The sequence below is a fragment of the Streptomyces sp. NBC_00377 genome, assembly GCF_036075115.1.
GTDB lineage: Bacteria > Actinomycetota > Actinomycetes > Streptomycetales > Streptomycetaceae > Streptomyces.
The window spans coordinates 7,134,488-7,160,112 of sequence record NZ_CP107958.1; the positions used below are offsets into that span (position 1 = coordinate 7,134,488).

The 25,625-nt window shown below is 69.2% G+C and carries 19 protein-coding genes and 3 rRNA genes; 16 read left to right on the forward strand and 6 right to left on the reverse strand.

The features are described 5' to 3' along the window. Positions 1–34 precede the first annotated feature (34 nt). Entirely contained in the window at positions 35–994 is a 960-nt protein-coding gene (locus OHS71_RS31695; RefSeq protein WP_328482749.1) for an SPFH domain-containing protein, read from the forward strand. 108 nt (positions 995–1,102) lie between these two features. Here the strand turns inward: OHS71_RS31695 and OHS71_RS31700 are convergent, their stop codons facing one another. The 3 genes from OHS71_RS31700 to OHS71_RS31710 form a co-directional block, all read right to left on the reverse strand. Next, entirely contained in the window at positions 1,103–1,609 is a 507-nt protein-coding gene (locus OHS71_RS31700) for an HNH endonuclease (RefSeq protein ID WP_328482750.1), read from the reverse strand. Positions 1,610–1,809: 200 nt separating this feature from the next. Next, positions 1,810–2,346, reverse strand: coding sequence for a YbhB/YbcL family Raf kinase inhibitor-like protein (locus tag OHS71_RS31705; protein ID WP_328482751.1), 537 nt, complete (start codon positions 2,344–2,346; stop codon positions 1,810–1,812). 124 nt (positions 2,347–2,470) lie between these two features. Then, positions 2,471–3,253: a sporulation protein gene (locus OHS71_RS31710; protein WP_328482752.1), complete on the reverse strand. Its 783-nt coding sequence runs from the start codon at positions 3,251–3,253 to the stop codon at positions 2,471–2,473. Between the two features lie 151 nt (positions 3,254–3,404). Between OHS71_RS31710 and OHS71_RS31715 the strand changes: the two genes are divergently transcribed. From OHS71_RS31715 to OHS71_RS31740, 6 genes are all read left to right on the forward strand, one after another. Then, positions 3,405–4,046 carry a DNA-3-methyladenine glycosylase gene (locus OHS71_RS31715; protein WP_328482753.1) on the forward strand — a complete coding sequence of 214 codons (642 nt, stop codon included), beginning with the start codon at positions 3,405–3,407 and terminating at the stop codon, positions 4,044–4,046. A gap of 536 nt (positions 4,047–4,582) precedes the next feature. Next, positions 4,583–6,108: ribosomal RNA gene (locus OHS71_RS31720) — 16S ribosomal RNA — on the forward strand. Between the two features lie 315 nt (positions 6,109–6,423). Next, positions 6,424–9,547, forward strand: a 23S ribosomal RNA gene (locus tag OHS71_RS31725). 101 nt (positions 9,548–9,648) lie between these two features. Continuing rightward, a 5S ribosomal RNA gene (gene rrf, locus OHS71_RS31730) occupies positions 9,649–9,765 on the forward strand. The 16S, 23S and 5S rRNA genes sit together here, the layout of an rRNA operon. A gap of 289 nt (positions 9,766–10,054) precedes the next feature. Beyond that, complete coding sequence (locus OHS71_RS41415; RefSeq protein WP_443061144.1) at positions 10,055–11,299, forward strand: hypothetical protein; 1,245 nt, start codon at positions 10,055–10,057, stop codon at positions 11,297–11,299. After that, a complete protein-coding gene (locus OHS71_RS31740; protein ID WP_328484707.1) occupies positions 11,236–12,024 on the forward strand; it encodes a hypothetical protein in 789 nt (262 codons plus the stop codon). Before OHS71_RS41415 ends, OHS71_RS31740 begins: the two co-directional genes overlap by 64 nt. A gap of 79 nt (positions 12,025–12,103) precedes the next feature. On the opposite strand, the gene OHS71_RS31745 is transcribed toward OHS71_RS31740, so the two are convergent. Beyond that, positions 12,104–13,387 (reverse strand): DUF1015 domain-containing protein, encoded by a 1,284-nt coding sequence (locus OHS71_RS31745; protein ID WP_328482754.1) that lies wholly within the window; start codon positions 13,385–13,387, stop codon positions 12,104–12,106. 73 nt (positions 13,388–13,460) lie between these two features. Between OHS71_RS31745 and OHS71_RS31750 the strand changes: the two genes are divergently transcribed. From OHS71_RS31750 to OHS71_RS31765, 4 genes are all read left to right on the forward strand, one after another. Next, positions 13,461–14,489 carry an HAD hydrolase-like protein gene (locus tag OHS71_RS31750; protein ID WP_328482755.1) on the forward strand — a complete coding sequence of 343 codons (1,029 nt, stop codon included), beginning with the start codon at positions 13,461–13,463 and terminating at the stop codon, positions 14,487–14,489. A gap of 98 nt (positions 14,490–14,587) precedes the next feature. Continuing rightward, positions 14,588–15,631 carry a FecCD family ABC transporter permease gene (locus OHS71_RS31755; protein WP_328482756.1) on the forward strand — a complete coding sequence of 348 codons (1,044 nt, stop codon included), beginning with the start codon at positions 14,588–14,590 and terminating at the stop codon, positions 15,629–15,631. Further along, complete coding sequence (locus OHS71_RS31760; RefSeq protein ID WP_328482757.1) at positions 15,628–16,689, forward strand: FecCD family ABC transporter permease; 1,062 nt, start codon at positions 15,628–15,630, stop codon at positions 16,687–16,689. The genes OHS71_RS31755 and OHS71_RS31760 overlap by 4 nt, the downstream gene beginning before the upstream one ends. Beyond that, positions 16,686–17,570 (forward strand): ABC transporter ATP-binding protein, encoded by an 885-nt coding sequence (locus OHS71_RS31765; protein WP_328482758.1) that lies wholly within the window; start codon positions 16,686–16,688, stop codon positions 17,568–17,570. The genes OHS71_RS31760 and OHS71_RS31765 overlap by 4 nt, the downstream gene beginning before the upstream one ends. On the opposite strand, the gene OHS71_RS31770 is transcribed toward OHS71_RS31765, so the two are convergent. Continuing rightward, positions 17,554–17,901 carry an SCP2 sterol-binding domain-containing protein gene (locus OHS71_RS31770; protein ID WP_328482759.1) on the reverse strand — a complete coding sequence of 116 codons (348 nt, stop codon included), beginning with the start codon at positions 17,899–17,901 and terminating at the stop codon, positions 17,554–17,556. The genes OHS71_RS31765 and OHS71_RS31770 overlap by 17 nt on opposite strands. Positions 17,902–17,943: 42 nt before the next feature. Between OHS71_RS31770 and OHS71_RS31775 the strand changes: the two genes are divergently transcribed. From OHS71_RS31775 to OHS71_RS31795, 5 genes are all read left to right on the forward strand, one after another. Continuing rightward, the gene (locus OHS71_RS31775; RefSeq protein WP_328482760.1) at positions 17,944–18,222 is read left to right on the forward strand and encodes a hypothetical protein; all 279 of its coding nucleotides are present in this window, start codon (positions 17,944–17,946) and stop codon (positions 18,220–18,222) included. A gap of 55 nt (positions 18,223–18,277) precedes the next feature. After that, a complete protein-coding gene (locus OHS71_RS31780; protein ID WP_328482761.1) occupies positions 18,278–19,093 on the forward strand; it encodes a TlyA family RNA methyltransferase in 816 nt (271 codons plus the stop codon). Further along, the gene (locus OHS71_RS31785; protein ID WP_328482762.1) at positions 19,090–19,995 is read left to right on the forward strand and encodes an NAD kinase; all 906 of its coding nucleotides are present in this window, start codon (positions 19,090–19,092) and stop codon (positions 19,993–19,995) included. The genes OHS71_RS31780 and OHS71_RS31785 overlap by 4 nt, the downstream gene beginning before the upstream one ends. A 169-nt stretch (positions 19,996–20,164) precedes the next feature. Continuing rightward, the gene (recN, locus tag OHS71_RS31790; RefSeq protein WP_328484708.1) at positions 20,165–21,883 is read left to right on the forward strand and encodes a DNA repair protein RecN; all 1,719 of its coding nucleotides are present in this window, start codon (positions 20,165–20,167) and stop codon (positions 21,881–21,883) included. Between the two features lie 812 nt (positions 21,884–22,695). Continuing rightward, positions 22,696–23,823, forward strand: coding sequence for a glycosyltransferase family 4 protein (locus OHS71_RS31795; RefSeq protein ID WP_328482763.1), 1,128 nt, complete (start codon positions 22,696–22,698; stop codon positions 23,821–23,823). A 3-nt stretch (positions 23,824–23,826) separates the two neighbouring features. On the opposite strand, the gene OHS71_RS31800 is transcribed toward OHS71_RS31795, so the two are convergent. Beyond that, positions 23,827–25,470: a PucR family transcriptional regulator gene (locus tag OHS71_RS31800; protein ID WP_328482764.1), complete on the reverse strand. Its 1,644-nt coding sequence runs from the start codon at positions 25,468–25,470 to the stop codon at positions 23,827–23,829. Positions 25,471–25,625: the final 155 nt, after the last annotated feature.

Genomic DNA, 25,625 nt, shown 5'->3' on the forward strand with positions numbered 1-25,625 from the left:
AGCGCCGAGGCGGAGAAAGGTACGGGGAGCCGCGATGGAACCGGTCATCATCGTCCTGGTCATTCTGGTGGTGTTGGTCTTCATCGCCCTGATCAAGACGATCCAGGTCATCCCGCAGGCGAGTGCCGCCATCGTGGAGCGGTTCGGCCGCTACACGCGGACACTCAACGCGGGCCTCAACATCGTGGTCCCGTTCATCGACACCATCCGCAACCGCATCGACCTGCGCGAACAGGTCGTCCCGTTCCCGCCGCAGCCGGTGATCACCCAGGACAACCTGGTCGTGAACATCGACACGGTCATCTACTACCAGGTGACCGACGCCCGGGCCGCGACCTACGAAGTCGCCAGCTACATCCAGGCGATCGAGCAGCTCACCGTCACCACGCTCCGCAACATCATCGGCGGCATGGACCTGGAGCGGACCCTGACCTCCCGCGAGGAGATCAACGCGGCGCTGCGCGGCGTCCTCGACGAGGCGACGGGCAAGTGGGGCATCCGCGTCAACCGCGTGGAACTGAAGGCCATCGAGCCACCGACCTCCATCCAGGACTCGATGGAGAAGCAGATGCGCGCCGACCGTGACAAGCGCGCCGCGATCCTCACCGCCGAAGGCACCCGCCAGGCCGCCATCCTCACCGCCGAAGGCGAGAAGCAGTCCCAGATCCTGCGCGCCGAGGGTGAGGCCAAGGCAGCCGCGCTGCGCGCCGAGGGCGAGGCCCAGGCCGTGCGTACGGTCTTCGAGGCCATCCACGCCGGCGACCCGGACCAGAAGCTCCTCTCCTACCAGTACCTCCAGATGCTCCCGAAGATCGCCGAAGGCGACGCCAACAAACTCTGGATCGTCCCCAGCGAAATCGGTGACGCCCTCAAGGGGTTGTCCGGCGCGATGGGCAACTTCGGTAACTTCGGCGGCGGTTCCGGCGGCAACAACGGCAACAACGGCGGTAACGGCGGCGGTTCGGAGCGCCGCGAGAAGCCCTCGATCGACTGACTCGGCCTCCGCACGACACAGGTTCCCCGCCACCCTCCAAGGGGTGCGGGGAACTGCGCGACCAGTCACAGCGGGCCCGCGGACAGAAGGCCGGCCCCGCGCGGAGCGCTACGCGGCCTCTCCGGCCAACCAGTGCGGCAGGGCGGCGAAGTCGTCCTGCCCCAGGGCCAGGAGCATCGCGTCAGCAGGCGTCGGCTCGAACGGCTGCCGCAGCAACGGCATCTCCGCCTGCTCCGGAGTCCGGTTCGCCTTACGGTGGTTGTCCTCCGCGCACGAGGCGACCGTGTTCAGCCACACGTCCTGACCGCCCTGCGCCCGCGGCACCACGTGGTCGACGGTCGTCGCCCGGCGACCGCAGTACGCGCAACGGTGCCGGTCCCTTATCAGCACACCCCGCCTCGACCACGGAGCTTGTCTTCGGAAGGGCACCCGTACGTACCTGCACAGCCTGATCACACGAGGCGCCGGGATGTCGACCTCGGCTCCGCGCATCCGCAGTTCGGGGTGGGCCTGCTCGACGACGGCCTTGTCCTGGAGCACCAGAACGACGGCTCGGTTCAACGTCACCGTCGACAGCGGCTCGAAGCTCGCGTTCAGTACCAGCGTGTCCCGCATACCAGCCCACCTCCTGTGTGCACCGGCCCACCCCCTGGCGGGCTGGGATCAACTCTGGCCGGGCACGCCGAGATGGACAACGCAATATCTGCTGCTCCACGGGAGGTGACCCCCGCGACCCCCGGCAACAAAAATGCCCGCCTCTGATCACTTCCAAGACCAGAGGCGGGCAAACGTTCAATGAACGATGAGCTGACTCATCACTCCGCCGGAACTTCGTACTCCCCGATCAACTGCGCGCGGGCGAGCGTGTGGAACCGCAGATTGAACCCCACGGCCGCGGGCGAGGCGTCGGAGTCCGGACCGAGCTTCTCCTGATCCACCGCGTACACCGTGAAGACGTACCGGTGCGGCCCGTCCCCGGGCGGCGGCGCGGCCCCGCCGAAGTCCTTGCTGCCGTAGTCGTTGCGCGCCTGCACGGCACCCTCCGGCAGCCCCTCGAACTTACCGCTGCCCGCACCCGCCGGCAGCTCGGTCACCGAGACCGGGATGTCGAACAGCACCCAGTGCCAGAATCCGCTGCCTGTGGGGGCGTCGGGGTCGTAGCAGGTCACGGCGAAGCTCTTGGTCCCGGACGGGAAGCCCTCCCACCGCAGCTGCGGCGAGGTGTTCCCCGCCGCGTGGACCTGGGCGTCATCCAGCGTCGCCCCCTCCCGCACATCCTCGCTCGTGACCGTGAACGACGGCACCGGCGGATGGAAATCGTGGGGCAGTGGCCGCCTTTTCAGCTCGGTCACGTCGACACCTCCTGATCGATCGGAAAGGCACTCCCTTCGGAGCCTACGACCTTCACGTCCGGCGCGAGCACGCGCAGAGGGCCCGGAGCGCCGTACGGCACTCCGGGCCCTCTCTCCGCGCGTGTCAGAACCAGTTGCGCTTGCTGCCGACCTCGGACAGCCACTGGTTGAGGTACGCCGCCCAGTCGGTCGCCCGGTAGTCGTTCAGACCCACCTGGAACGAGCGGAAGGTGTCACTGCCCTCGCTGAACAGCCCGGGCTTCTTGTCCATCTCCAGCACGACGTCCATCGTGTGCTCGTCGGCCACGAAGCTCAGCTCGACCTGGTTCAGCCCCCGGTACTGCGACGGCGGGAAGAACTCGATCTCCTGGTAGAACGGCAGCTTCTGCCGCGTACCGCGGATGTGCCCGCGCTCCAGGTCCGCGTTCTTGAAGCGGAAGCCCAGCTGGATGAAGGCGTCGAGGATCGCCTTCTGCGCCGGCAGCGGGTGGACGTTGATCGGGTCCAGGTCGCCGGAGTCCACGGCGCGGGCGATCTCCAGCTCGGTGGTCACACCGATGTGCATACCGCGCAGCGTCTGGCCGTCGATCGTGGTGACCGGCGTCTCCCAGGGGATCTCGAGCCCGAACGGCACCGCGTGCACAGCGCCGGCCTGGAGCTCGAAGGCGCCCCCGAGCCGCAGCTTGGTGAACTCGATGTCCTGCTTGTACTCCTGGTCGCCGCTCTCGACCTCGACCTTGGCCTGAAGCCCGACCGAGAGCCCCTCGATCTGCTGGTTGACGGACCCGCCCTGGATCCGCACCTCACCCTGGACGACACCGCCCGGAACGACGTTGACCTCGGTCAGCACCGTCTCGACCGAAGCCCCGCCGGCCCCCAGACTCGCGAGCAGCTTCTTGAACGCCATGTCTCTCCCTCTACGACCTTCTTCTTACGGGATCCCTCGACCCCTACATACGCGATCCCGGCGTGACCGGTTCCGCGTCCCACACCCTGGCAAGCCGGACGCCCGCTGACCACCCCGACGCACCCACACGTCTGCATTACGCTCGGAGGGCATGATCGCGACCCCCGACCGTACGCCCCTGCCCAGGACCTTCTTCGACCGCCCTGTCCTGGAGGTGGCCCAGGATCTGCTCGGCCGCCTCCTCGTCCGTACGACCCCCGACGGTCCGATCGCCCTGCGCCTCACGGAGGTCGAGGCATACGACGGTCCGAACGACCCCGGCTCCCACGCCTATCGCGGCCCCACGGCCCGCAACGGCGTCATGTTCGGTCCGCCCGGACATGTGTACGTCTACTTCACCTACGGCATGTGGCACTGCATGAACCTCGTCTGCGGTCCCGACGGCAGGGCGAGCGCGGTCCTGCTCCGCGCCGGTGAGATCGTCGAAGGGGCCGAAGCGGCCCGCAAACGTCGACTCTCGGCCCGAAATGACAAGGAACTGGCCAAAGGACCCGCCCGCCTGGCCACCGCCCTGGGCGTGGACCGGACCCTCGACGGTACGGACGCCTGCGCCGCGGGCGACACCCCCCTGAGGATCCTGACCGGGACCCCGGTCCGGTCCGACCAGGTACGCAACGGCCCGCGCACCGGAGTCTCCGGCGACGGATCGGTCCACCCCTGGCGGTACTGGGTGGCCGACGACCCGACGGTGAGCCCCTATCGCGCCCACGTCCCCCGGCGCCGTCGAAGTTGACTCGCTGTTGGCCGGCGCGTAACGTAGCCCGAGTCGCTTGAACCGGGTACGGCAATTGCCTGCAGCCGGAAGCGGCCAACCCACTACCTACGACGCCCCTCAGCGGGAGCGAATTCGGCATGCCCGCATGCCCGAATTCCAACCCGGTGGAACTCGATTATGAGTTGCGGAGGGAATCGGCTAACGTAGTGAATGTCGAAAGGCCGACAGGCGAAAGTCCAAAGCCGAAAGACAATCCCGCCGACAGGGAATCGGATCGCGAAAACGATCTGATAGAGTCGGAAACGCAAGACCGAAGGGAAGCGCCCGGAGGAAAGCCCGAGAGTATCGGGTGAGTACAAAGGAAGCGTCCGTTCCTTGAGAACTCAACAGCGTGCCAAAAATCAACGCCAGATATGTTGATACCCCGTCCCCGGCAGTGATAGCCGAGGATGAGGTTCCTTTGAAACAAAACACAGCGAGGACGCTGTGAACGGCCGGGCTTATTCCGCCTGGCTGTTCCGCTCTCGTGGTGTCGTCCCGATTACGGGAAAACATTCACGGAGAGTTTGATCCTGGCTCAGGACGAACGCTGGCGGCGTGCTTAACACATGCAAGTCGAACGATGAACCACTTCGGTGGGGATTAGTGGCGAACGGGTGAGTAACACGTGGGCAATCTGCCCTTCACTCTGGGACAAGCCCTGGAAACGGGGTCTAATACCGGATAATACTTCCACTCGCATGGGTGGAGGTTAAAAGCTCCGGCGGTGAAGGATGAGCCCGCGGCCTATCAGCTTGTTGGTGAGGTAATGGCTCACCAAGGCGACGACGGGTAGCCGGCCTGAGAGGGCGACCGGCCACACTGGGACTGAGACACGGCCCAGACTCCTACGGGAGGCAGCAGTGGGGAATATTGCACAATGGGCGAAAGCCTGATGCAGCGACGCCGCGTGAGGGATGACGGCCTTCGGGTTGTAAACCTCTTTCAGCAGGGAAGAAGCGAAAGTGACGGTACCTGCAGAAGAAGCGCCGGCTAACTACGTGCCAGCAGCCGCGGTAATACGTAGGGCGCAAGCGTTGTCCGGAATTATTGGGCGTAAAGAGCTCGTAGGCGGTCTGTCGCGTCGGATGTGAAAGCCCGGGGCTTAACCCCGGGTCTGCATTCGATACGGGCAGACTAGAGTGTGGTAGGGGAGATCGGAATTCCTGGTGTAGCGGTGAAATGCGCAGATATCAGGAGGAACACCGGTGGCGAAGGCGGATCTCTGGGCCATTACTGACGCTGAGGAGCGAAAGCGTGGGGAGCGAACAGGATTAGATACCCTGGTAGTCCACGCCGTAAACGGTGGGAACTAGGTGTTGGCGACATTCCACGTCGTCGGTGCCGCAGCTAACGCATTAAGTTCCCCGCCTGGGGAGTACGGCCGCAAGGCTAAAACTCAAAGGAATTGACGGGGGCCCGCACAAGCAGCGGAGCATGTGGCTTAATTCGACGCAACGCGAAGAACCTTACCAAGGCTTGACATACACCGGAAACGGCCAGAGATGGTCGCCCCCTTGTGGTCGGTGTACAGGTGGTGCATGGCTGTCGTCAGCTCGTGTCGTGAGATGTTGGGTTAAGTCCCGCAACGAGCGCAACCCTTGTTCTGTGTTGCCAGCATGCCCTTCGGGGTGATGGGGACTCACAGGAGACTGCCGGGGTCAACTCGGAGGAAGGTGGGGACGACGTCAAGTCATCATGCCCCTTATGTCTTGGGCTGCACACGTGCTACAATGGCCGGTACAAAGAGCTGCGAAACCGTGAGGTGGAGCGAATCTCAAAAAGCCGGTCTCAGTTCGGATTGGGGTCTGCAACTCGACCCCATGAAGTCGGAGTTGCTAGTAATCGCAGATCAGCATTGCTGCGGTGAATACGTTCCCGGGCCTTGTACACACCGCCCGTCACGTCACGAAAGTCGGTAACACCCGAAGCCGGTGGCCCAACCCCTTGTGGGAGGGAGCTGTCGAAGGTGGGACTGGCGATTGGGACGAAGTCGTAACAAGGTAGCCGTACCGGAAGGTGCGGCTGGATCACCTCCTTTCTAAGGAGCACTTCTTACCGATCCCCACGGGGTGAGGTCAGAGGCCAGTACATCGGCGTACGTCCGATGCTGGTTGCTCATGGGTGGAACGTTGATTATTCGGCATTCTCAGTCATCTCGGGCTGCAAGTACTGCTCTTCGGAGCGTGGAAAGCTGATCATGAGTGGCGAGGGTGCCGGGCACGCTGTTGGGTATCTGAGGGTGCGGCTGTGAAGCCGTCCTTCTGATGCCGGCCCCAGTGCACTCCAGCTCAGGTTGGGGGTGATGGGTGGCTGGTCGTTGTTTGAGAACTGCACAGTGGACGCGAGCATCTGTGGCCAAGTTTTTAAGGGCGCACGGTGGATGCCTTGGCACCAGGAACCGATGAAGGACGTGGGAGGCCACGATAGTCCCCGGGGAGTCGTCAACCAGGCTTTGATCCGGGGGTTTCCGAATGGGGAAACCCGGCAGTCGTCATGGGCTGTCACCCATACCTGAACACATAGGGTATGTGGAGGGAACGCGGGGAAGTGAAACATCTCAGTACCCGCAGGAAGAGAAAACAACCGTGATTCCGGGAGTAGTGGCGAGCGAAACCGGATGAGGCCAAACCGTATACGTGTGAGACCCGGCAGGGGTTGCGTGTGCGGGGTTGTGGGATCTCTCTTTCACAGTCTGCCGGCTGTGAGACGAGTCAGAAACCGTTGATGTAGGCGAAGGACATGCGAAAGGTCCGGCGTAGAGGGTAAGACCCCCGTAGTCGAAACATCAGCGGCTCGTTTGAGAGACACCCAAGTAGCACGGGGCCCGAGAAATCCCGTGTGAATCTGGCGGGACCACCCGCTAAGCCTAAATATTCCCTGGTGACCGATAGCGGATAGTACCGTGAGGGAATGGTGAAAAGTACCGCGGGAGCGGAGTGAAATAGTACCTGAAACCGTGTGCCTACAAGCCGTGGGAGCGTCGCGCATCGAGCTTGCTTGGTGCGTCGTGACTGCGTGCCTTTTGAAGAATGAGCCTGCGAGTTTGCGGTGTGTTGCGAGGTTAACCCGAGTGGGGTAGCCGTAGCGAAAGCGAGTCCGAACAGGGCGTTTCAGTAGCACGCTCAAGACCCGAAGCGGAGTGATCTAGCCATGGGCAGGTTGAAGCGGAGGTAAGACTTCGTGGAGGACCGAACCCACCAGGGTTGAAAACCTGGGGGATGACCTGTGGTTAGGGGTGAAAGGCCAATCAAACTCCGTGATAGCTGGTTCTCCCCGAAATGCATTTAGGTGCAGCGTCGTGTGTTTCTTGCCGGAGGTAGAGCACTGGATAGGCGATGGGCCCTACCGGGTTACTGACCTTAGCCAAACTCCGAATGCCGGTAAGTGAGAGCGCGGCAGTGAGACTGTGGGGGATAAGCTCCATGGTCGAGAGGGAAACAGCCCAGAGCATCGACTAAGGCCCCTAAGCGTACGCTAAGTGGGAAAGGATGTGGAGTCGCACAGACAACCAGGAGGTTGGCTTAGAAGCAGCCACCCTTGAAAGAGTGCGTAATAGCTCACTGGTCTAGTGATTCCGCGCCGACAATGTAGCGGGGCTCAAGCGTACCGCCGAAGTCGTGTCATTGCAGCAATACGCCCAACGGCGGCTGTGATGGGTAGGGGAGCGTCGTGTGCCGGGTGAAGCAGCACCGGAAGGTAGTTGTGGACGGTTCACGAGTGAGAATGCAGGCATGAGTAGCGATACACACGTGAGAAACGTGTGCGCCGATTGACTAAGGGTTCCTGGGTCAAGCTGATCTGCCCAGGGTAAGTCGGGACCTAAGGCGAGGCCGACAGGCGTAGTCGATGGATAACCGGTTGATATTCCGGTACCCGCTGTGAAGCGTCAAACATCGAGCATCGTGATGCTAAGGCCGTGAAGCCGTTCCGGACCCTTCGGGGAAAGGAAAGTGGTGGAGCCGCCGGCCCAAGCGGTTAGTAGGTGAGTGATGGGGTGACGCAGGAAGGTAGTCCATCCCGGGCGGTGGTTGTCCCGGGGTAAGGGTGTAGGACGGTGTGTAGGCAAATCCGCACGCCATATAGTCTGAGACCTGATGCCGAGCCGATTGTGGCGAAGTGGATGATCCTATGCTGTCGAGAAAAGCCTCTAGCGAGTTTCATGGCGGCCCGTACCCTAAACCGACTCAGGTGGTCAGGTAGAGAATACCGAGGCGTTCGGGTGAACTATGGTTAAGGAACTCGGCAAAATGCCCCCGTAACTTCGGGAGAAGGGGGGCCATGTCTGGTGAGAGGACTTGCTCCTCGAGCTGGGTGTGGCCGCAGAGACCAGCGAGAAGCGACTGTTTACTAAAAACACAGGTCCGTGCGAAGCCGTAAGGCGATGTATACGGACTGACGCCTGCCCGGTGCTGGAACGTTAAGGGGACCGGTTAGTCACTCTTCGGGGTGGCGAAGCTGAGAACTTAAGCGCCAGTAAACGGCGGTGGTAACTATAACCATCCTAAGGTAGCGAAATTCCTTGTCGGGTAAGTTCCGACCTGCACGAATGGCGTAACGACTTCTCGACTGTCTCAACCATAGGCCCGGTGAAATTGCACTACGAGTAAAGATGCTCGTTTCGCGCAGCAGGACGGAAAGACCCCGGGACCTTTACTACAGTTTGATATTGGTGTTCGGTTCGGCTTGTGTAGGATAGGTGGGAGACTTTGAAGCGGCCACGCCAGTGGTTGTGGAGTCGTCGTTGAAATACCACTCTGGTCGTGCTGGATGTCTAACCTGGGTCCGTGATCCGGATCAGGGACAGTGTCTGATGGGTAGTTTAACTGGGGCGGTTGCCTCCTAAAGAGTAACGGAGGCGCCCAAAGGTTCCCTCAGCCTGGTTGGCAATCAGGTGTTGAGTGTAAGTGCACAAGGGAGCTTGACTGTGAGACCGACGGGTCGAGCAGGGACGAAAGTCGGGACTAGTGATCCGGCGGTGGCTTGTGGAAGCGCCGTCGCTCAACGGATAAAAGGTACCCCGGGGATAACAGGCTGATCTTCCCCAAGAGTCCATATCGACGGGATGGTTTGGCACCTCGATGTCGGCTCGTCGCATCCTGGGGCTGGAGTCGGTCCCAAGGGTTGGGCTGTTCGCCCATTAAAGCGGTACGCGAGCTGGGTTTAGAACGTCGTGAGACAGTTCGGTCCCTATCCGCTGCGCGCGCAGGAATATTGAGAAGGGCTGTCCCTAGTACGAGAGGACCGGGACGGACGAACCTCTGGTGTGCCAGTTGTTCTGCCAAGGGCATGGCTGGTTGGCTACGTTCGGGAGGGATAACCGCTGAAAGCATCTAAGCGGGAAGCCTGCTTCGAGATGAGTATTCCCACCCCCTTTGAGGGGTTAAGGCTCCCAGTAGACGACTGGGTTGATAGGCCGGATGTGGAAGCCCAGTAATGGGTGAAGCTGACCGGTACTAATAGGCCGAGGGCTTGTCCTCAGTTGCTCGCGTCCACTGTGTTAGTTCTGAGGCAACGACTGTTGCCGGCTAGAGCTCGAAACAAGTGAAAAGTGTGCTTGTTCGCTCGAAACCATTAGGGTTTCGGTGGTCATAGCGTGAGGGAAACGCCCGGTTACATTTCGAACCCGGAAGCTAAGCCTCACAGCGCCGATGGTACTGCAGGGGGGACCCTGTGGGAGAGTAGGACACCGCCGAACAATCTTTGGAAGGACCCCTGGTCCCAGCGTTCAGCTGGGGCCAGGGGTCCTTTTGTTTTTCCGGAGCGCGCCGGGTACCCGGGTGCGCGAGAATGTTTGCGGTACCGAAGACAGGAGTTACCGATGTCCACCAACTCTCCCGACGACCGACCGGAGCGCGACCAGCGGCGACGGGACAATGGTGGGGACCGCGACAACCGCGGCGGCTTCCGGCGCGAGAACGACCGGGGTGGTGCCGGCCGCGACGACCGGGGCCGTACCGACCGTGGTGAGCGCGGGGGTTTCCGGCGTGACGAGCGTCGGGACGACCGGCGTGACGACAGCCGTGGTGGGTTCCGGCGTGACGACAACCGCGGTGGGTTCGGTGACCGTGACCGCGGGGGACCGGCCCGCCGTGACGATCGCCGTGACGGCGACCGCGGTTCCCGTCCGTCGTTCCAGCGTGACGACCGTGGCCCGCGCCGCGACGACCGCGGCGAGCGTCCCCCCTTCCGCCGTGACGACCGTGGTGAGCGTCCCGCCTTCCGGCGTGACGACGACCGTGGTCCGCGTCGGGATGACCGGGGCGACAACCGGGGCGGTGGCTACGGCCGTCGGGACGACCGGCGTGACGACAGCCGTGGTGGGTTCCGGCGTGACGACAACCGCGGTGGGTTCGGTGACCGTGACCGCGGGGGACCGGCCCGCCGTGACGACCGCCGTGACGACCGCCGTGACGGCGACCGCGGTTCCCGTCCGTCGTTCCAGCGTGACGACCGTGGCCCGCGCCGCGACGACCGCGGCGAGCGTCCCCCCTTCCGCCGTGACGACCGTGGTGAGCGTCCCGCCTTCCGGCGTGACGACGACCGTGGTCCGCGTCGGGATGACCGTGGTGAGCGTCCCCCCTTCCGCCGTGACGACCGTGGTGAGCGTCCCGCCTTCCGGCGCGATGACGACCGTGGTCCGCGTCGGGATGACCGTGGCGAGCGTCCCCCCTTCCGGCGTGACGATGACCGTGGTCCGCGTCGGGATGACCGTGGCGAGCGTCCCGCCTTCCGTCGGGATGACCGTGGTGAGCGTCCCGCCTTCCGGCGTGACGACGACCGTGGTCCGCGTCGGGATGACCGTGGTGAGCGTCCCCCCTTCCGCCGTGACGACCGTGGTGAGCGTCCCGCCTTCCGGCGCGATGACCGGCGGGACGACCGCAGGGACGACCGTCGTGATGACCGTCGGGGTGACGACCGTGGTGGTTTCGGTCGGCGCGATGACAGCCGGGGCGACCGTGGTGGGTTCCGTGGTCCTCGGGACGACCGAGGTGCCCGCGGACCCCGTCGGGACGACCGTGGTGGACGTCCCGGTGGATTCCGGGGCCGTGACGGGCGTGACGACCGGCGGGGCGGCGGGGATCGGTTCCGTGACGAGCGGGAACGTGAGCCGATCAAGCGGCTGCCGATCCCGGAGGACGTCACCGGTGACGAGATCGACAAGGATGTGCGGCAGGAGCTCCAGAGCCTGCCCAAGGGGCTCGCGGAGGATGTCGCCAAGAACCTGGTGATGGTCGCCCGGCTGATCGACGAGGACCCCGAGGGCGCCTACGGGTACTCCAAGGTGGCCCTGCGGCTCGCTTCTCGTGTCGCCGCCGTGCGGGAGGCGGCCGGCTTCGCCGCGTACGCCAACCAGAAGTACAGCGAGGCGCTCGCCGAGTTCCGCGCCGCGCGACGGATGAGCGGCGGTGTCGAGCTGTGGCCGGTCATGGCCGACTGCGAGCGTGGGCTCGGGCGGCCGGAGAAGGCGCTGGAGATGGCCGGGGCTCCCGAGGTGAACAAGCTCGACAAGGCCGGCCAGGTGGAGATGCGGCTCGTCGCGGCCGGCGCCCGGCGCGACATGGGGCAACTGGACGCGGCCATCGTGACCTTGCAGAGCCCCGAACTCGCCGCCGGCTCCGTCCAGCCGTGGACCGCGCGGCTGCGGTACGCGTACGCCGACGCACTGCTCGCCGCCGGCCGTGAGGGCGAGGCGCGCGAGTGGTTCGCCAAGGCTCTCGAGGCCGACCGCGACGGCAGCACCGACGCCTCCGACCGGCTCGCCGAGCTGGACGGGGTCGACTTCGTCGACGCCCTGGGCGAGGACGACGAACTCGACGAGTCCGAGTCCGACTCGGAGTCCGCGGTGACCGTCGTCGAGAAGGCGACGGAAGCGGCTGACGCCGGGGACCCGGCCGAGGACGAGGCCGGACCGGACGAGGTCGAGTTCGGTGCGGTCGATCGTGACGAGGACTGACGCAGGCCGGTAGCAGCGGCGAGGGGCGGGATCCGGTACCACCGGGTCCCGCCCCTTTCGTGCGTTCGGGGGTGTGCGTTCAGAGGTCCAAGGCGCGCAGGACCAGACCGGACGCGGGCTTCGGGCCGAACGACGTCGACTTGCGGGGCATCGTGACACCCTGGCGGGCGAGATCTCGGACGACCTCCTCGCGGACGGGGTGCAGGAGTACCGCAGTACCGCCGTCGCGTTCCGCCTTGCGTACCGTCGCGGCGGTGTCGTGGATGTAGGCGATGCGGGTGGGGTCGTCCTCGGGGATGTGCCAGACGTGCTCGAGGAGTGTGGCGTGCAGGACCGTCGCGTCCAGGGTGCGCCAGGCCTCGGGGAGATCGGCGGGGACCGTGCGCTCGACGAGCGCCGGGTCGGGCCGGTCGACGAGGTGGAAGGCGCCGTCGCCCGCCAGGAGGAACGCATTGCCCGGGCAGGCCGCGTCCGCCAGGGCGGCGAGAGCTTCCTGGAGGTCGGCGTCCAGGCGCCGGACGCGGAACCGGCCGTCGAGCGCGGCCAGCGCCTCCGCGACCGGCAGGCCGTGCAGGAGGCGGTGGATGGCGCGGACGCGCAGGGGATAGCGGGCCGTGTCGACCAGGAGGACCAGGCCGTGGTCCCAGGGGCTGGGGGACGGGTGCTCCGCGCGAAGGCGCAGGTACGTCGCCCAGCGGTGGTGGCCGTCGGCGATGAGAGCCTGGTGGCGGGAGAGGTCCGCCTGCACGCGGGCGGTCTCGGCGGGGTCGGTGATCGCCCAGAGCCGGTGGCTGTAGCCGTCCTCCGTGGTGGTGGACAGGAGCGGGGGGTGCTCCGCCGCGCGGTCCACGATCTCGGCCGTCGTGCCGTCGCCGCGGTAGGTGAGCAGGAGGGGTTCGAGGTTGGCGTGGGTGGCACGCATCAGGGCCGCGCGGTCCGCGACGATGTGCGGCATGACGTCCTCGTGCGGAAGGACGATTCCTTCCGACGGTTCCGAGACGCGCAGGGTGCCGATGAGGCCCCGCTGGAGCATGCCGTCCGCGTGCCGCTGCTCGTAGACGTACAGGGCGGGCTCGGGGTCGGTGGTCAGGACGCCCTCGGACAGCCAGCGGCGCAGGGTGTCGGCGGCCTGTTCGTTGCGGGCGGCGGGGGTGGTGGCCTGGGGGAGGATCAGGCGGACGATGTTGTGCGGATCCGCGTCCTGGAGGTGGTGCAGGCCGTCGGGGCGGACCACGACGTCGTACGGCGGGGAGGTGACGGCGGCGAGGCTGCCGACCCGGTCGGGGTCGTAGCGCAGGCCTCGGAACGGGGTGAGTTCCAGGCCTCGGGGCGCCGTTGCTTCCGAGTGACCTGCTGAGTTCATCCCGGCATCGTACGTCTGCCGGTGGCATGCGGGATGATCGGGGGAAAGCGGAGCGAACGAGGAGCGATGTGCAATGAGCCGGAGCGTCAGGACGAGGCCCGAGGGCAGTGGGCAGGCCCTGAGCGAGGCGTACGACACGGCGTTGCTCGACCTGGACGGGGTGGTGTACGCGGGCGGCAACGCGATCGCGTACGCCGTCGAGTCGCTGGCCACCGCCAGAGCCGGCGGGATGCATCTCGCGTACGTCACCAACAACGCGCTGCGGACGCCGGACGCGGTGGCCGGTCATCTGACGGAGCTGGGGATACCGACGGGCGCCGACGATGTCATCACCTCGGCGCAGGCCGTCGCGCGGCTGATCAGTGAGCAGGTGCCCGCGGGGTCGCGGGTGCTGGTGATCGGCGGGGAAGGGCTGCGGGTCGCGCTGCGCGAACGCGGGCTCGAGCCGGTGGAGTCGGCGGACGACGATCCGGCGGCCGTGGTGCAGGGGTTCGGCGGGCCCGATCTGCCGTGGGGCCGGTTCGCGGAGGCTTCGTACGCCGTCGCGCGCGGGGTGCCGTGGTTCGCGTCCAACACCGACCTGACGATTCCCAGCGGGCGCGGCATCGCACCGGGCAACGGGGCGGCGGTGGAGGTCGTGCGGATCGCGACCGGTGCCGAGCCGCAGGTCGCGGGCAAGCCGTTGCCGCCCATGCACCGGGAGACGATCCTGCGGACGGGCGCGCGACGGCCGTTGGTCGTGGGGGACCGGCTCGACACGGACATCGAGGGGGCGTTCAACGGGGAGGTCGACTCGCTGCTGGTCCTCACCGGTGTCACCGACGGGCCGCAGCTGCTCGCCGCGCCGCCGCAGCACCGGCCGACGTACGTCGACGGCGATCTGCGGGGGATGCTCACCGGCCAGCCGGAGGTCACCGGGGACGGTGGCGGGTTCCGGTGCGGTGGCTGGACCGCGACCGCGGGCACCGAAAGCCTGGAGCTGACGGGGGACGGCGAAGCCCTGGACGGGCTGCGGGCGTTGTGCGCGGCGGCCTGGACGGCGGCCGGTGAGGGGACCTGTGAGCTGGACGGAGGGAAGGCGCTGGCACGGCTGGGTCTGTGAACCGGCGGCCCGGACGACGGGTGGGCGGGGAGACCGCGCAGCGGTGGAGCCGGTACCAGGGATCGGGGCGTCTTGGCAGGGTAGGCTAACCTAACTGCGTGTTGGTCGACAGTGTTCCCGAACAGCGCGCGGAGACCGCCCCCGCGCCTCCTCGACGTCCGGCGATACGTTCCGTCGGGCTGCTCGCCGCCGTGGTGGTCCTGCTGCTGGTCGCGGTGGCGAGCATCGCCGTCGGAGCCAAGGAACTGTCCGTCGCCCAGGTCCTGCACGGGCTGTTCGAGAACTCGGGGACGTACGCGGACGTCGTCGTCGACGAGCGGTTGTCGCGGACCGTGCTCGGGCTGCTGGTGGGGGCCGCGCTGGGACTGTCGGGCGCCGTGCTCCAGGCGCTGACGCGCAATCCGCTGGCCGACCCGGGGTTGCTCGGGATCAACGCGGGCGCCTCGGCGGCCGTCGTCACCGCCATCACCTTCTTCGGCGTCACCAGCCTGAACGGCTATGTGTGGTTCGCCTTCTTCGGAGCGGCCGCCGTCGGTGCGCTGGTCTGGTTCCTCGGCGGCAGCCGCGGGGCCACCCCGGTGCGGCTCGCGCTCGCCGGCACGGCGATCAGCGCCGCGCTCTACGGCTATCTCCAGGCCGTGATGATCATGGACGGCGCGGCGCTCGCCAGGATGCGGTTCTGGACGGTCGGTTCGCTGTCCTCGGCGACCGCCGAGACCATCCGGCAGGTACTGCCCTTCCTGGTCGTCGGCGCCCTGCTCGCGTTCGTCCTCGCCCGGCCGCTTAACGCCGTGACGATGGGCGACGACACCGCCAAGGCGCTCGGCGCCGACCTCAACCGCACCCGGGCGCTGTCGATGCTGGCGGCGACCGTGCTGTGCGGGGCCGCGACCGCCGCCTGCGGGCCGATCGTCTTCGTCGGACTGATGGTCCCGCACATCGTCCGCTCGTTCACCGGGCCGGACCTGCGCTGGATCATGCCGTACGCGGCCGTCCTGTCGCCGGTGCTGCTGCTCGGCTCCGACGTGGCCGGCCGGGTCGTCGCCCGCCCCTCGGAGGTCCAGGTCGGCATCATCACCGCGATCATCGGCGGACCGGTCTTCATCTTTCTCGTACGACGGCGGAGGACGGCCCAGCTGTGAAGAGCGCGCCCAAGATCTCCCACGGACGCCCCCGGACGCTGCGCACCCCGGGCGGGTTCTCCGTCCGGCTGGAGCCGCGGACCCTGATCGTCGTCGTCCTTCTGGTGGTGGTCGCGATCGCCGCGAGCGTGGTGCTGATCGGGACCGGCGACTTCCCGATACCGGCCGGTGACGTCCTGAAGACGCTGCTCGGCGACGGCAACGCCGGCCAGGAGTTCATCGTCAACGAACTGCGGCTGCCGCGGGTCCTCGTGGGCCTGCTCGTCGGCGCCTCGCTGGGGCTCGGCGGGGCCCTCTTCCAGGCCGTGTCGCGCAATCCGCTGGGCAGCCCGGACGTCCTCGGGCTCGGGCAGGGCGCCACCGCCGGCGCGCTCGTGATGATCGTGCTGTTCTCCGGGAGCGCCGCCCAAGTGACCGTCGGCGCACTGGTGGGCGGTCTCGTGACGGGGGCGCTCATCTATCTGCTGGCGTGGAAGCAGGGGGTGCACGGGTACCGGCTGGTGCTCGTCGGCATCGGGGTCTCGGCCGTCGCCACGGCGGTCAACGGCTATCTGCTCACCAAGGCCGACTTCGTCGACGCGGCACGGGCGGTCGTGTGGATGACCGGCACGCTGGACGGCCGTGACTGGAAGCAGGTCTGGCCACTGCTCGTCCTGGCCGGTGTGCTCGTGCCGCTCGTTCTCGCCAACGCGCGCGGGCTGCGGATGATGGAGATGGGCGACGACGTCTCCCACGCGCTGGGCGTGCGCGTCGAGCGCGTCCGGCTGCTGCTGATGGTCTCCGCCGTGCTGCTCACCGCGGCCGCCACCGCGGCCGCAGGGCCCGTCAGCTTCGTGGCGCTCACCGCGCCGCAGCTCGCCCGGCGGCTGACCCGCTCGCCCGGGCCCAACCTCGTGCCGTCCCTGTGCATGGGCGCCGCCCTGCTGGTCACCGCGGACTGGGCCTCGCAGCGCCTCTTCGGCGGCGGGCAGCTGCCGGTGGGCGTGGTGACCGGAGTGCTGGGTGGGGTCTACCTGCTCTGGCTGCTCGTCACCGAGCGCAGGGCGGGGCGGATATGAGCGGCGCGCTCGGTGACGGCGGCCGCCGATCCGATCCGAACAACCGAAGGAGCACCGTGAACCGCCTGTCCGCCGAGAACGTCACTCTCGCCTATGACCAGCGGGTCATCGCCGAACAGCTGACGGTGGAGATACCGGACGACTCCTTCACGGTGATCGTCGGCCCCAACGCCTGCGGCAAGTCGACGCTGCTGCGGGCGCTGTCGCGGATGCTGAAGCCGAGCCGGGGCCGCGTGCTGCTCGACGGGCAGGTCATCCAGTCGATGCCCGCGAAGAAGGTCGCGCGGACGCTGGGGCTGCTGCCGCAGTCGTCGATCGCGCCCGACGGGATCACCGTCGCCGACCTCGTGGGCCGCGGCCGCTACCCGCACCAGGGCATCCTGCGCCAGTGGTCGGCCGAGGACGAGCGGGTCGTGCAGGAGTCCATGGCGCAGACCGGGGTCGCCGAACTCGCCGACCGGTACGTCGACGAGCTGTCCGGCGGGCAGCGCCAGCGTGTGTGGATCGCGATGGCCCTCGCCCAGCAGACGCCGCTGCTGCTGCTCGACGAGCCGACGACGTACCTCGACATCCAGCACCAGATCGACGTCCTCGACCTGTGCGCGCAGCTGCACGAGGAGCAGGGGCGCACGCTCGTCGCCGTCCTGCACGACCTCAATCACGCGGCCCGGTACGCCACGCACCTGATCGCGCTGAAGGGCGGCGAGGTCATCGCGCAGGGCGCGCCGAACGACATCGTCACGGCCGGGCTGGTGGAGGAGGTCTTCGGACTGCGCTGCCAGGTCATCGACGACCCGGAGACGGGAACGCCGCTGGTGGTGCCCGCGGCGCGCAAACCCCGGGTGCGGGCCCGGCGGGCGGTCGCTACAGAAGTGTCCTGAGCTGGAACAGATCGCGCAGGCCCGCGTCGAGCTTCACCCGCCCCGAACCCCAGGCCTTCGCGAAGTTCAGGTCGCCGTCGACCAGCGCGACCAGGTCGTCGCCGGTCATGGTCAGCCTGATCTGGGCCTTCTCCACCGGCGGCCCCTGAAGGGTCTCCTGCACGACGATCCTGCCGCCCGTCATTCTGCCGACGAAGGTGACGTCCAGGTCGGTGATCCGGCAGCTCACCGATCTGTCCAGGGCCGCGGCCGCACGGACGTCCCCCTCGGTGTCGCCCATGCTGTCGGAGAGCTTCTCGAGTGCGGCGCGGCACTCCTCGGTCGTGGCCATTGCGACCGACGGTACCCCAGGCGTTCGGAGTACCGTCTTGGCATGAGCGACACACCGCCGCAGACGGGGACGGAGACCGCGCCGCAGGAGCGGGAGCACGATCCCGCCGCCCCCGCCCCGCTGGACATCTCCCGCGCCCCGACCGGGAACGCCGAGGTGGATGTGCTGCTGGACCGGCTGGCCGACGCGGACCACCTCGCCACCGACGGACACGTCGAGGTGTACGAGGATGTACACAGGGGGCTGCGCGACGCGCTCACGGCGCTCGACGCCCGCCCGGGACCCCCGTCGCCCGCCCCTCACCCGACCACCCCCCGATGAGACCCTTCGGGGCACACCTTTCGACCGGCGTATGGCAATAGGAGCTGAACCGAACGTGGCAGGAGTCGCACGACGCCGTCTGGACGCGGAGCTGGTCCGCCGCAAGCTCGCGCGCTCGCGTGAGCACGCCGGCCAGCTGATCGCCGCCGGGCGGGTCAGCGTCGGCAGGACCGTGGCGACCAAGTCCGCCACCCAGGTCGAGACGGCGGCCGCGATCGTCGTGGCCGCCGACGGTGACGACCCCGACTACGTGTCCCGGGGCGGCCACAAGCTCGCGGGCGCGCTCGCCGCCTTCGGGCCGCAGGGGCTCGCGGTGGAGGGGCGGCGGGCGCTGGACGCCGGCGCGTCGACCGGCGGGTTCACCGATGTGCTGCTGCGGGCGGGAGCCGCACACGTGATCGCCGTCGACGTCGGATACGGACAACTCGCCTGGTCTCTTCGCAGCGATGAACGCGTCACCGTCAAGGACCGTACGAACGTACGCGAGTTGACGCTTGAAGCGATCGATGGGAAGCCTGTGGATCTTGTCGTGGGGGACTTGTCCTTCATCCCGCTGGGGCTGGTGCTGCCTGCCCTGGCACGCTGCACCGAGCCGGAGGCGGACCTGGTGATGATGGTCAAGCCGCAGTTCGAGGTGGGGAAGGAACGGCTCGGCAGCGGGGGTGTCGTACGGAGTCCGCAGCTGCGGGCGGAAGCCGTGCGGGGCGTGGCCGGGAAGGCGTGGGACCTGGGGCTCGGCGTGCGGGGTGTGACGGCCAGCCCGCTGCCCGGACCTTCGGGCAACGTCGAGTACTTTCTGTGGCTCAGGGCCGGGGCGCCTGCCCTCGACCCGGCCGACGTCGACCGTGCAGTTGCGGAGGGGCCGCGTTGACCCAGAACCGAGCTCGTACTGTTTTCCTGCTCGCCCACACCGGGCGGCCAGCGGCCATCCGCAGCGCCGAACTGGTCGTCAAGGGCCTGGTGCGTGAGGGCATCGGGGTGCGCGTCCTGGAGTACGAGGCCGCTGACCTGCCCCTGCCGGAGGAGGTGGAGCTGGTCTCCGAGGCCACTCCGCAGTGCCTGGAGGGGTGCGAGCTGCTCATCGTCCTCGGCGGCGACGGCACGCTGCTGCGGGGAGCGGAGTTCGCACGGGCGTCCGGGGTGCCGATGCTCGGCGTCAACCTCGGCAGCGTCGGCTTCCTCGCCGAGGCCGAACGCGACGACCTCGACAAGGTCGTCGACCGGGTGGTGACCAAGGCGTACGAGGTCGAGGAGCGGATGACCGTCGACGTCGTCGTGCATCGCAACGGGGACATCGTGCACACCGACTGGGCGCTCAACGAGGCGGCGGTGCAGAAGGCGGGCGCCGAGAAGCTGCTCGAAGTGGTCCTGGAGATCGACGGGCGGCCGGTCACCGGTTTCGGCTGCGACGGGATCGTGCTGTCGACGCCGACCGGGTCCACGGCCTACGCGTTCTCGGCCGGCGGGCCCGTGGTGTGGCCCGAGGTCGAGGCGTTGCTGATGGTGCCGATCAGTGCCCACGCGCTGTTCGCGAAGCCGCTCGTGACCTCGCCGAACTCGGTGCTCGCCGTGGAGCTGCTGCCCCACATTCCGCCGGGCGTCCTGTGGTGCGACGGGCGGCGGACCTTCGAGCTGCCTCCGGGGGCCCGTGTCGAGGTGCGCCGGGGCGCTGTGCCCGTCCGGCTCGCCCGGCTGCACCACGCTTCGTTCACGGACCGGCTGGTGGCGAAGTTCGCGCTGCCGGTCGCAGGCTGGCGCGGGGCCCGGCACTAGCCGGTCGCCCGCACAGGGGTGGTGGGGGACCCGCGGCGGACGCGGGTCCCCCGGCCGGTCGCGTGGTTCCCGGTTCTTCTCGTCCCCGGGCAACCTCACTCACCCGGGTGACAGGGTGCCTCGCACTTTCCGGCCCCGACCTCGTAAGGTCTTGTCCGTGTTGGAGGAGATGCGGATACGGTCGCTCGGAGTCATCGACGACGCGGTCGTCGAGCTGTCGCCAGGCTTCACCGCGGTCACGGGTGAGACAGGCGCGGGCAAGACCATGGTGGTGACCAGCCTCGGGCTGCTGCTGGGCGGACGCGCGGATCCCGCGCTCGTGCGGATCGGCGCCGAGAAGGCGGTCGTGGAGGGGCGCATCGCCCTGCCCTCGGACGCCTCGGTGGTGATTCGGGCCGAGGAGGCCGGGGCCGAGCTCGACGACGGGGCGTTGCTCATCAGCCGTACCGTTTCCGCCGAGGGACGGTCGCGGGCGCACGTGGGCGGGCGGAGCGTGCCGATGGGCGTGCTCGCCGAGCTGGCCGACGAGCTGGTGGCCGTCCACGGGCAGACCGACCAGCAGGGGCTGCTGAAGCTGTCCCGGCAGCGGCAGGCGCTCGACCGGTACGCGGGCGACGCGGTGACCGTGCCGCTCGCCAAGTACACCGAGGCGTACCGGCGGCTGCGGGCCGTGGCCGTAGAGCTGGACGAGATCGTCACCCGCGCGCGTGAGCGGGCCCAGGAGGCCGATCTGCTGCGCTTCGGGCTCGACGAGATCGCCGGGGTCGAACCGCGTGCCGGGGAGGACGTGGAGCTGGCCGAGGAGGCCGAGCGGCTCGGGCACGCGGAGGCGCTGTCGTCGGCCGCCACGGCCGCCCACGCCGCTCTCGCCGGCAACCCGGAGGACCCCGAGGGCATCGAGGCCACCACGCTCGTCGCGGGCGCGCAGCGGGCCCTGGAGGCCGTCAGGTCGCACGATCCGGCGCTGGCCGCGCTCGCCGACCGGATCGGGGAGATCGGGATCCTGCTGGGTGACGTGGCGGGGGAGCTCGCCGGTTACGCCGACGACCTGGACGCCGATCCGCTGCGGCTGTCGGCCGTGGAGGAGCGGCGGGCCGCGCTCACCGGGCTCACCCGCAAGTACGGGCAGGACGTGGACTCCGTGCTCGCCTGGGCGGAGCGGAGCGCCGCCCGGCTCACCGAGCTGGACGGCGACGACGAGCGCATCGACGAGCTGACCGCCGAACGGGACGCGCTGCGCAACGAGCTCGGCGGGCTGGCGCAGGCGCTGACGGACGCGCGCACGGAGGCCGCGGAGCGGTTCGCCGCCGCCGTGACCGCCGAGCTTGCCTCGCTCGCCATGCCGCACGCGCGTGTGTCGTTCGACATCCGGCAGACGGAGGACCCGGAGGGCGTCGAGGTCGGCGGCCGTCCGGTCGCCTACGGACCGGCCGGTGTCGACGAGGTCGAGCTGCTGCTCGCACCGCACCCGGGCGCGCCGCCGCGGCCCATCGCCAAGGGCGCGTCCGGCGGTGAGCTCTCACGTGTGATGCTCGCCGTGGAGGTCGTGTTCGCCGGCACGGATCCCGTCCCGACCTACCTCTTCGACGAGGTCGACGCGGGTGTGGGCGGCAAGGCGGCGGTGGAGATCGGGCGGCGCCTCGCCCGGCTCGCGAGGACCGCCCAGGTGGTGGTCGTCACCCACCTTCCCCAGGTCGCGGCCTTCGCCGACCGGCAGCTGCTGGTCGAGAAGACCAACGACGGGTCGGTGACCCGGTCCGGCGTGAAGGTCCTGGAGGGTGAGGAGCGCATCAGGGAGCTGTCCCGGATGCTGGCCGGCCAGGAGGACTCCGAGACTGCCCGGGCGCACGCGGAGGAGCTGCTCGCCACGGCCCGGGCGGACGGCTGACCGCGACAGGGCGCAGGCCCCCGGGGTTCCGCTCCGGGGTGAGGGCACGCTCCGGTTCACCCCGGAGGGGCCGGTGCACGCCGAGGGGGGCGGGGTCCGGTGGGGTCCGGCGTCCGTGGCGGCGGCCGGGCCCGGGGCGACGGCGGCGGTCCGCGCGCCGCGGAACGCGGGGGGCGGGCGCGCACGCGGGAGCGCGCGCACGACGCGGGGCGGACGGACGTTCGGTGTCCCGGTGACCCACTGTCCCGGTGACCCACGATTTCGGTGACCCACTGTCCCGGTGACCCACCATTCCGGCGTCCCGGCGCCCCGGCGGCCGTTCTGGTCGCGGCGGCGCTGCGAGGGAGCTGTCCGCCGTCGCGGTGCGAGCCGCTTCGGTCGGCAGGTGGCGCTTGCCGGCGCGCCTCTGCCCGCGGATCCGGCCGGGCGGGCGGGACGCCCGGCGGGGCGGGGCACACGCACTCGGCGTGCTGCCCGGGCGGTGGTGGCCGTCGGCGGCGGCCGTGGATGCCGTGCGGGCCGGGTCGCGCACGCCGGCGCCGTCGCGCGCGGCGTGGTGTTCGGGGGCAGGTGGGCGAGGCGACGAGGCCGACGCTCGCGTAATCGAACGGAACCCCGACTTCCCTCACCCGTGTGGGTGATGCAGAGGTGCTCATGACCGGGTGTCAGGGCGCTCGACGGCACGGAACACCCGTACGTCCTGGCATCCTTGGGAGCAGTGCGTGGAGGAACGCCAGCGGTCCACCCCTCCGCCCGGTCCTTCTGTACGTTTCTTCGTGACCGTCCGACGCCGAACCAGGAGCCCCGGCCACGTGAGCAGCCACTCACCGCACGGCCAGTCGTCGCTGCGCACCGTGCAGGTGCTGGGCGGCGGCAACGCCGGCAGCAGCGCGCACGTGCGCTCCCTGGCCGCGGGGCTCGTCGCGAGGGGCGTGCGAGTGACGGTGTGCGCCCCCGACGAGGCGGACGACACCTACGACTTCACGGGCGCCGGGGCCGAACACGTGCATGTGCCGCGCAGCAGCGATCCGGGGTCCGTGGCGGTGCTCCGGGCGGCCTGCACGGACGCCGACCTCGTCCATGCGCACGGACTGCACGCCTCCTTCCGCGCCGTGCTGGCGCTCAGCGGCCGGCGCACCCCGCTCGTCGTGACCTGGCACAACCGTGCGCACGCCGAGGGGGCCCGCGCCCATCTGCTGCGGCTGCTGGAGCGGCGGGTCGCGCGGGCGGCGACCGTGGTCCTCGGCACCACCTCCCATCTCGTCGACCGGGCCCGCAGGACCGGCGCGCGCGACGCACGGCTCGCGGCCGTGGCGCTGCCCCGGCGGCGCCGGGCCGAGGGGAGCGAGGAGGCCGAGCCGCCTTCGCCCAAGCTGCGGGCCGAACTCGGTGCCATGGGCCGCCCGTTGTTCGTGGCCGTCGGCTCGCTGGACCGCCACCGCGGCTACGGCCTCCTGCTCGACGCCGCACGCGGGTGGCGCGCGCTGGATCCCCTGCCGCTGGTCGTGGTCGCGGGGGAGGGGCCGCAGCGGGCGGAGCTCCAGCGGCGTATCGAGGACGAGGCGCTGCCCGTCCGGCTTCTCGGGCGACGGGACGACGTGAGCGAGCTGCTGGCCGCCGCCGACCTCGCGCTGCTGCCCGGCGCCGGTGAGTCACGGTCGGTGGTGGCGCAGGAGGCCCTGCACGCGCGGGTGCCGCTCGTCGCGGCCCTCGCCGACGGGGTCCGCGAACTCGTCGGCGACGCGGCCGAACTGGTCCCGCCGCACGACCCGGAGGCCTTCGCCGCGGCCGTCGTACGTCTCCTCGACGATCCGGGGAGGGCCGAAGCCCTGCGCGACCTGGGCACCCGGCAGGCGGCCGGCTGGCCCACCGAGGACGAGACGGTGGCCCAGGTCCTCAGCGTCTACGACGAGCTGACGCAGCCCCAGCCGATGATCTGAGCCTCACGGCACGTGCCGCCGCGCCCGCAGGGCCAGGCTCAACGCGAGGACCGTCTGCGGGTCGTCGAGGTCGGTGCCGAGCAACTCGCCGATACGGGCGAGGCGGTTGTACAGCGTCTGGCGGTTCAGATGCAGCTCCCGTGCCGTCTCCGCCTTGCGGCCGGCGTGCGCCAGATAGGTCTCCAGGGTGGGCAGCAGCGGCGGCTTGGCGCGGTGGTCGTGGTCGCGGACCGGACCGATCGCACGGTCCACGAAGGCCGCCAGGTCGGGATGGTCACGCAGCCGCCACAGCAGGAGGTCGATGTCCAGCCGACGGGCGTCGTACCAGGGGCGGTCCGGCAGACCCTGTGCGGCGGTCGCCGTCTCCGCCGCGTGCCGCAGGCCCGCCGAGGCCGCCGCCCAGCCGCCCGCCACCCCGACCACCACCACCGGCGGCTGGGCTCCCGGCCGTTGCATCCCGGCCCGTTCCACCCCCGCCCGCAGCGCCGCCGCGACCCGGTCCGCCACCGCCGACCGCTCCGACTCCGACCGCAGGCCCAGCAGCAGCGGCACCCGGCCCTCCACCGGCCGTACCCCGAGCAGCACGGGCACGCCGACCGACGCCAGCTCCTCCGCGACCGCCCGCGCCAGCACCGCCCAGCCGCCGCCGGGGGCGAGGCCGTCGCCCAGCCGCATGACGACCGGGAGCAGGGGAGCGGCGGCGGGCTTGAAGCCGAGGACCCGCGCCTGCGCAGGGGCGTCCTCCGCGGCGATCCGGCCCTCGGCGAGGTCGGTGAGGAAGTCGCCCCGGCCGCGAGCCGCGAGCTCCTCCTCCTGGCGGGCCTGCATCAGCACCACGGCCAGGATCCCGGCCGCCCGCTCGGCGGCGATCCGGTGCACGGGGGCGAGTGGGGCGCGCACGGGCAGCAGGACGAGCCGGGCGCGCACCGAACCCGTCCCCGGGCCGCCCCCCGGCACGTCCACCAGCACCGAGCCGGCCGGCGGCGGCGCGTCCTTGTGCGGCCCGCGCAGCCCTTCCCACACCTGGAGCGGGTCCGCGCCCTCGGGGCCGGCTCCGGCGGCGTACAGAAGCTGGCCCTCGGTGGTCTCCAGGAAGACGGGGTTGCCGCCGAAGTCCGCGAGGATGCCCAGGACCTGCGGTATGCCGCCCCCGCCGAGCAGGGCTTCCGTGCAGCGCCGGTGCACTTCCTCGGCCTGCTGGAGCAGCGCGTAGTGACCGTTGACGATCTCGGTGTGGATCTCCTCCGTGACCGTCACGAACGGCACCTCGCGGTGCAGTTGGACGAGGGGGAGCCCGGTCGCGCGGGCCGTCTCGACCAGGGCCGCGGGGAGACGGGTGAAGCGCGGGCCCAGCTCGATCACCAGGGCCGCGATGCCCCGCTCGGCCAGGGTGCGCACGAACACCCGCTGCTCGGCCGGACGGGTGCCGAGGCCGTAGCCCGTGGTCAGCAGCAGCTCGCCGCCCTTGAGCAGCGAGGCGATGTTCGGGACCTCGCCCGCGTGCACCCAGCGCACCGTGCGGCCCAGCCGGTCGGCGCCCGCGAGGATCTCCGGGAGGCCGCTGCGCAGGCCGGGCAGCTCCAGCGCGCGGCGCACGGTGATGCCGGCGCTGCGGCTGTCGAATCGGTGGTCGGGGCGGCTGTCCATGCAGCGGACGCTACCCGCGCGGACGTTGCGGCGACATCCGCACCCCGCATGCGGCGGGTGCCGCCGGGGAGCGGCCGCTCACGGAGTCCGGTGTGGCCGCCGCGGCCCGTGAGGACGACAGCCCGGCCAACGAGCCGCTGCGGGTCGCGGCGCTC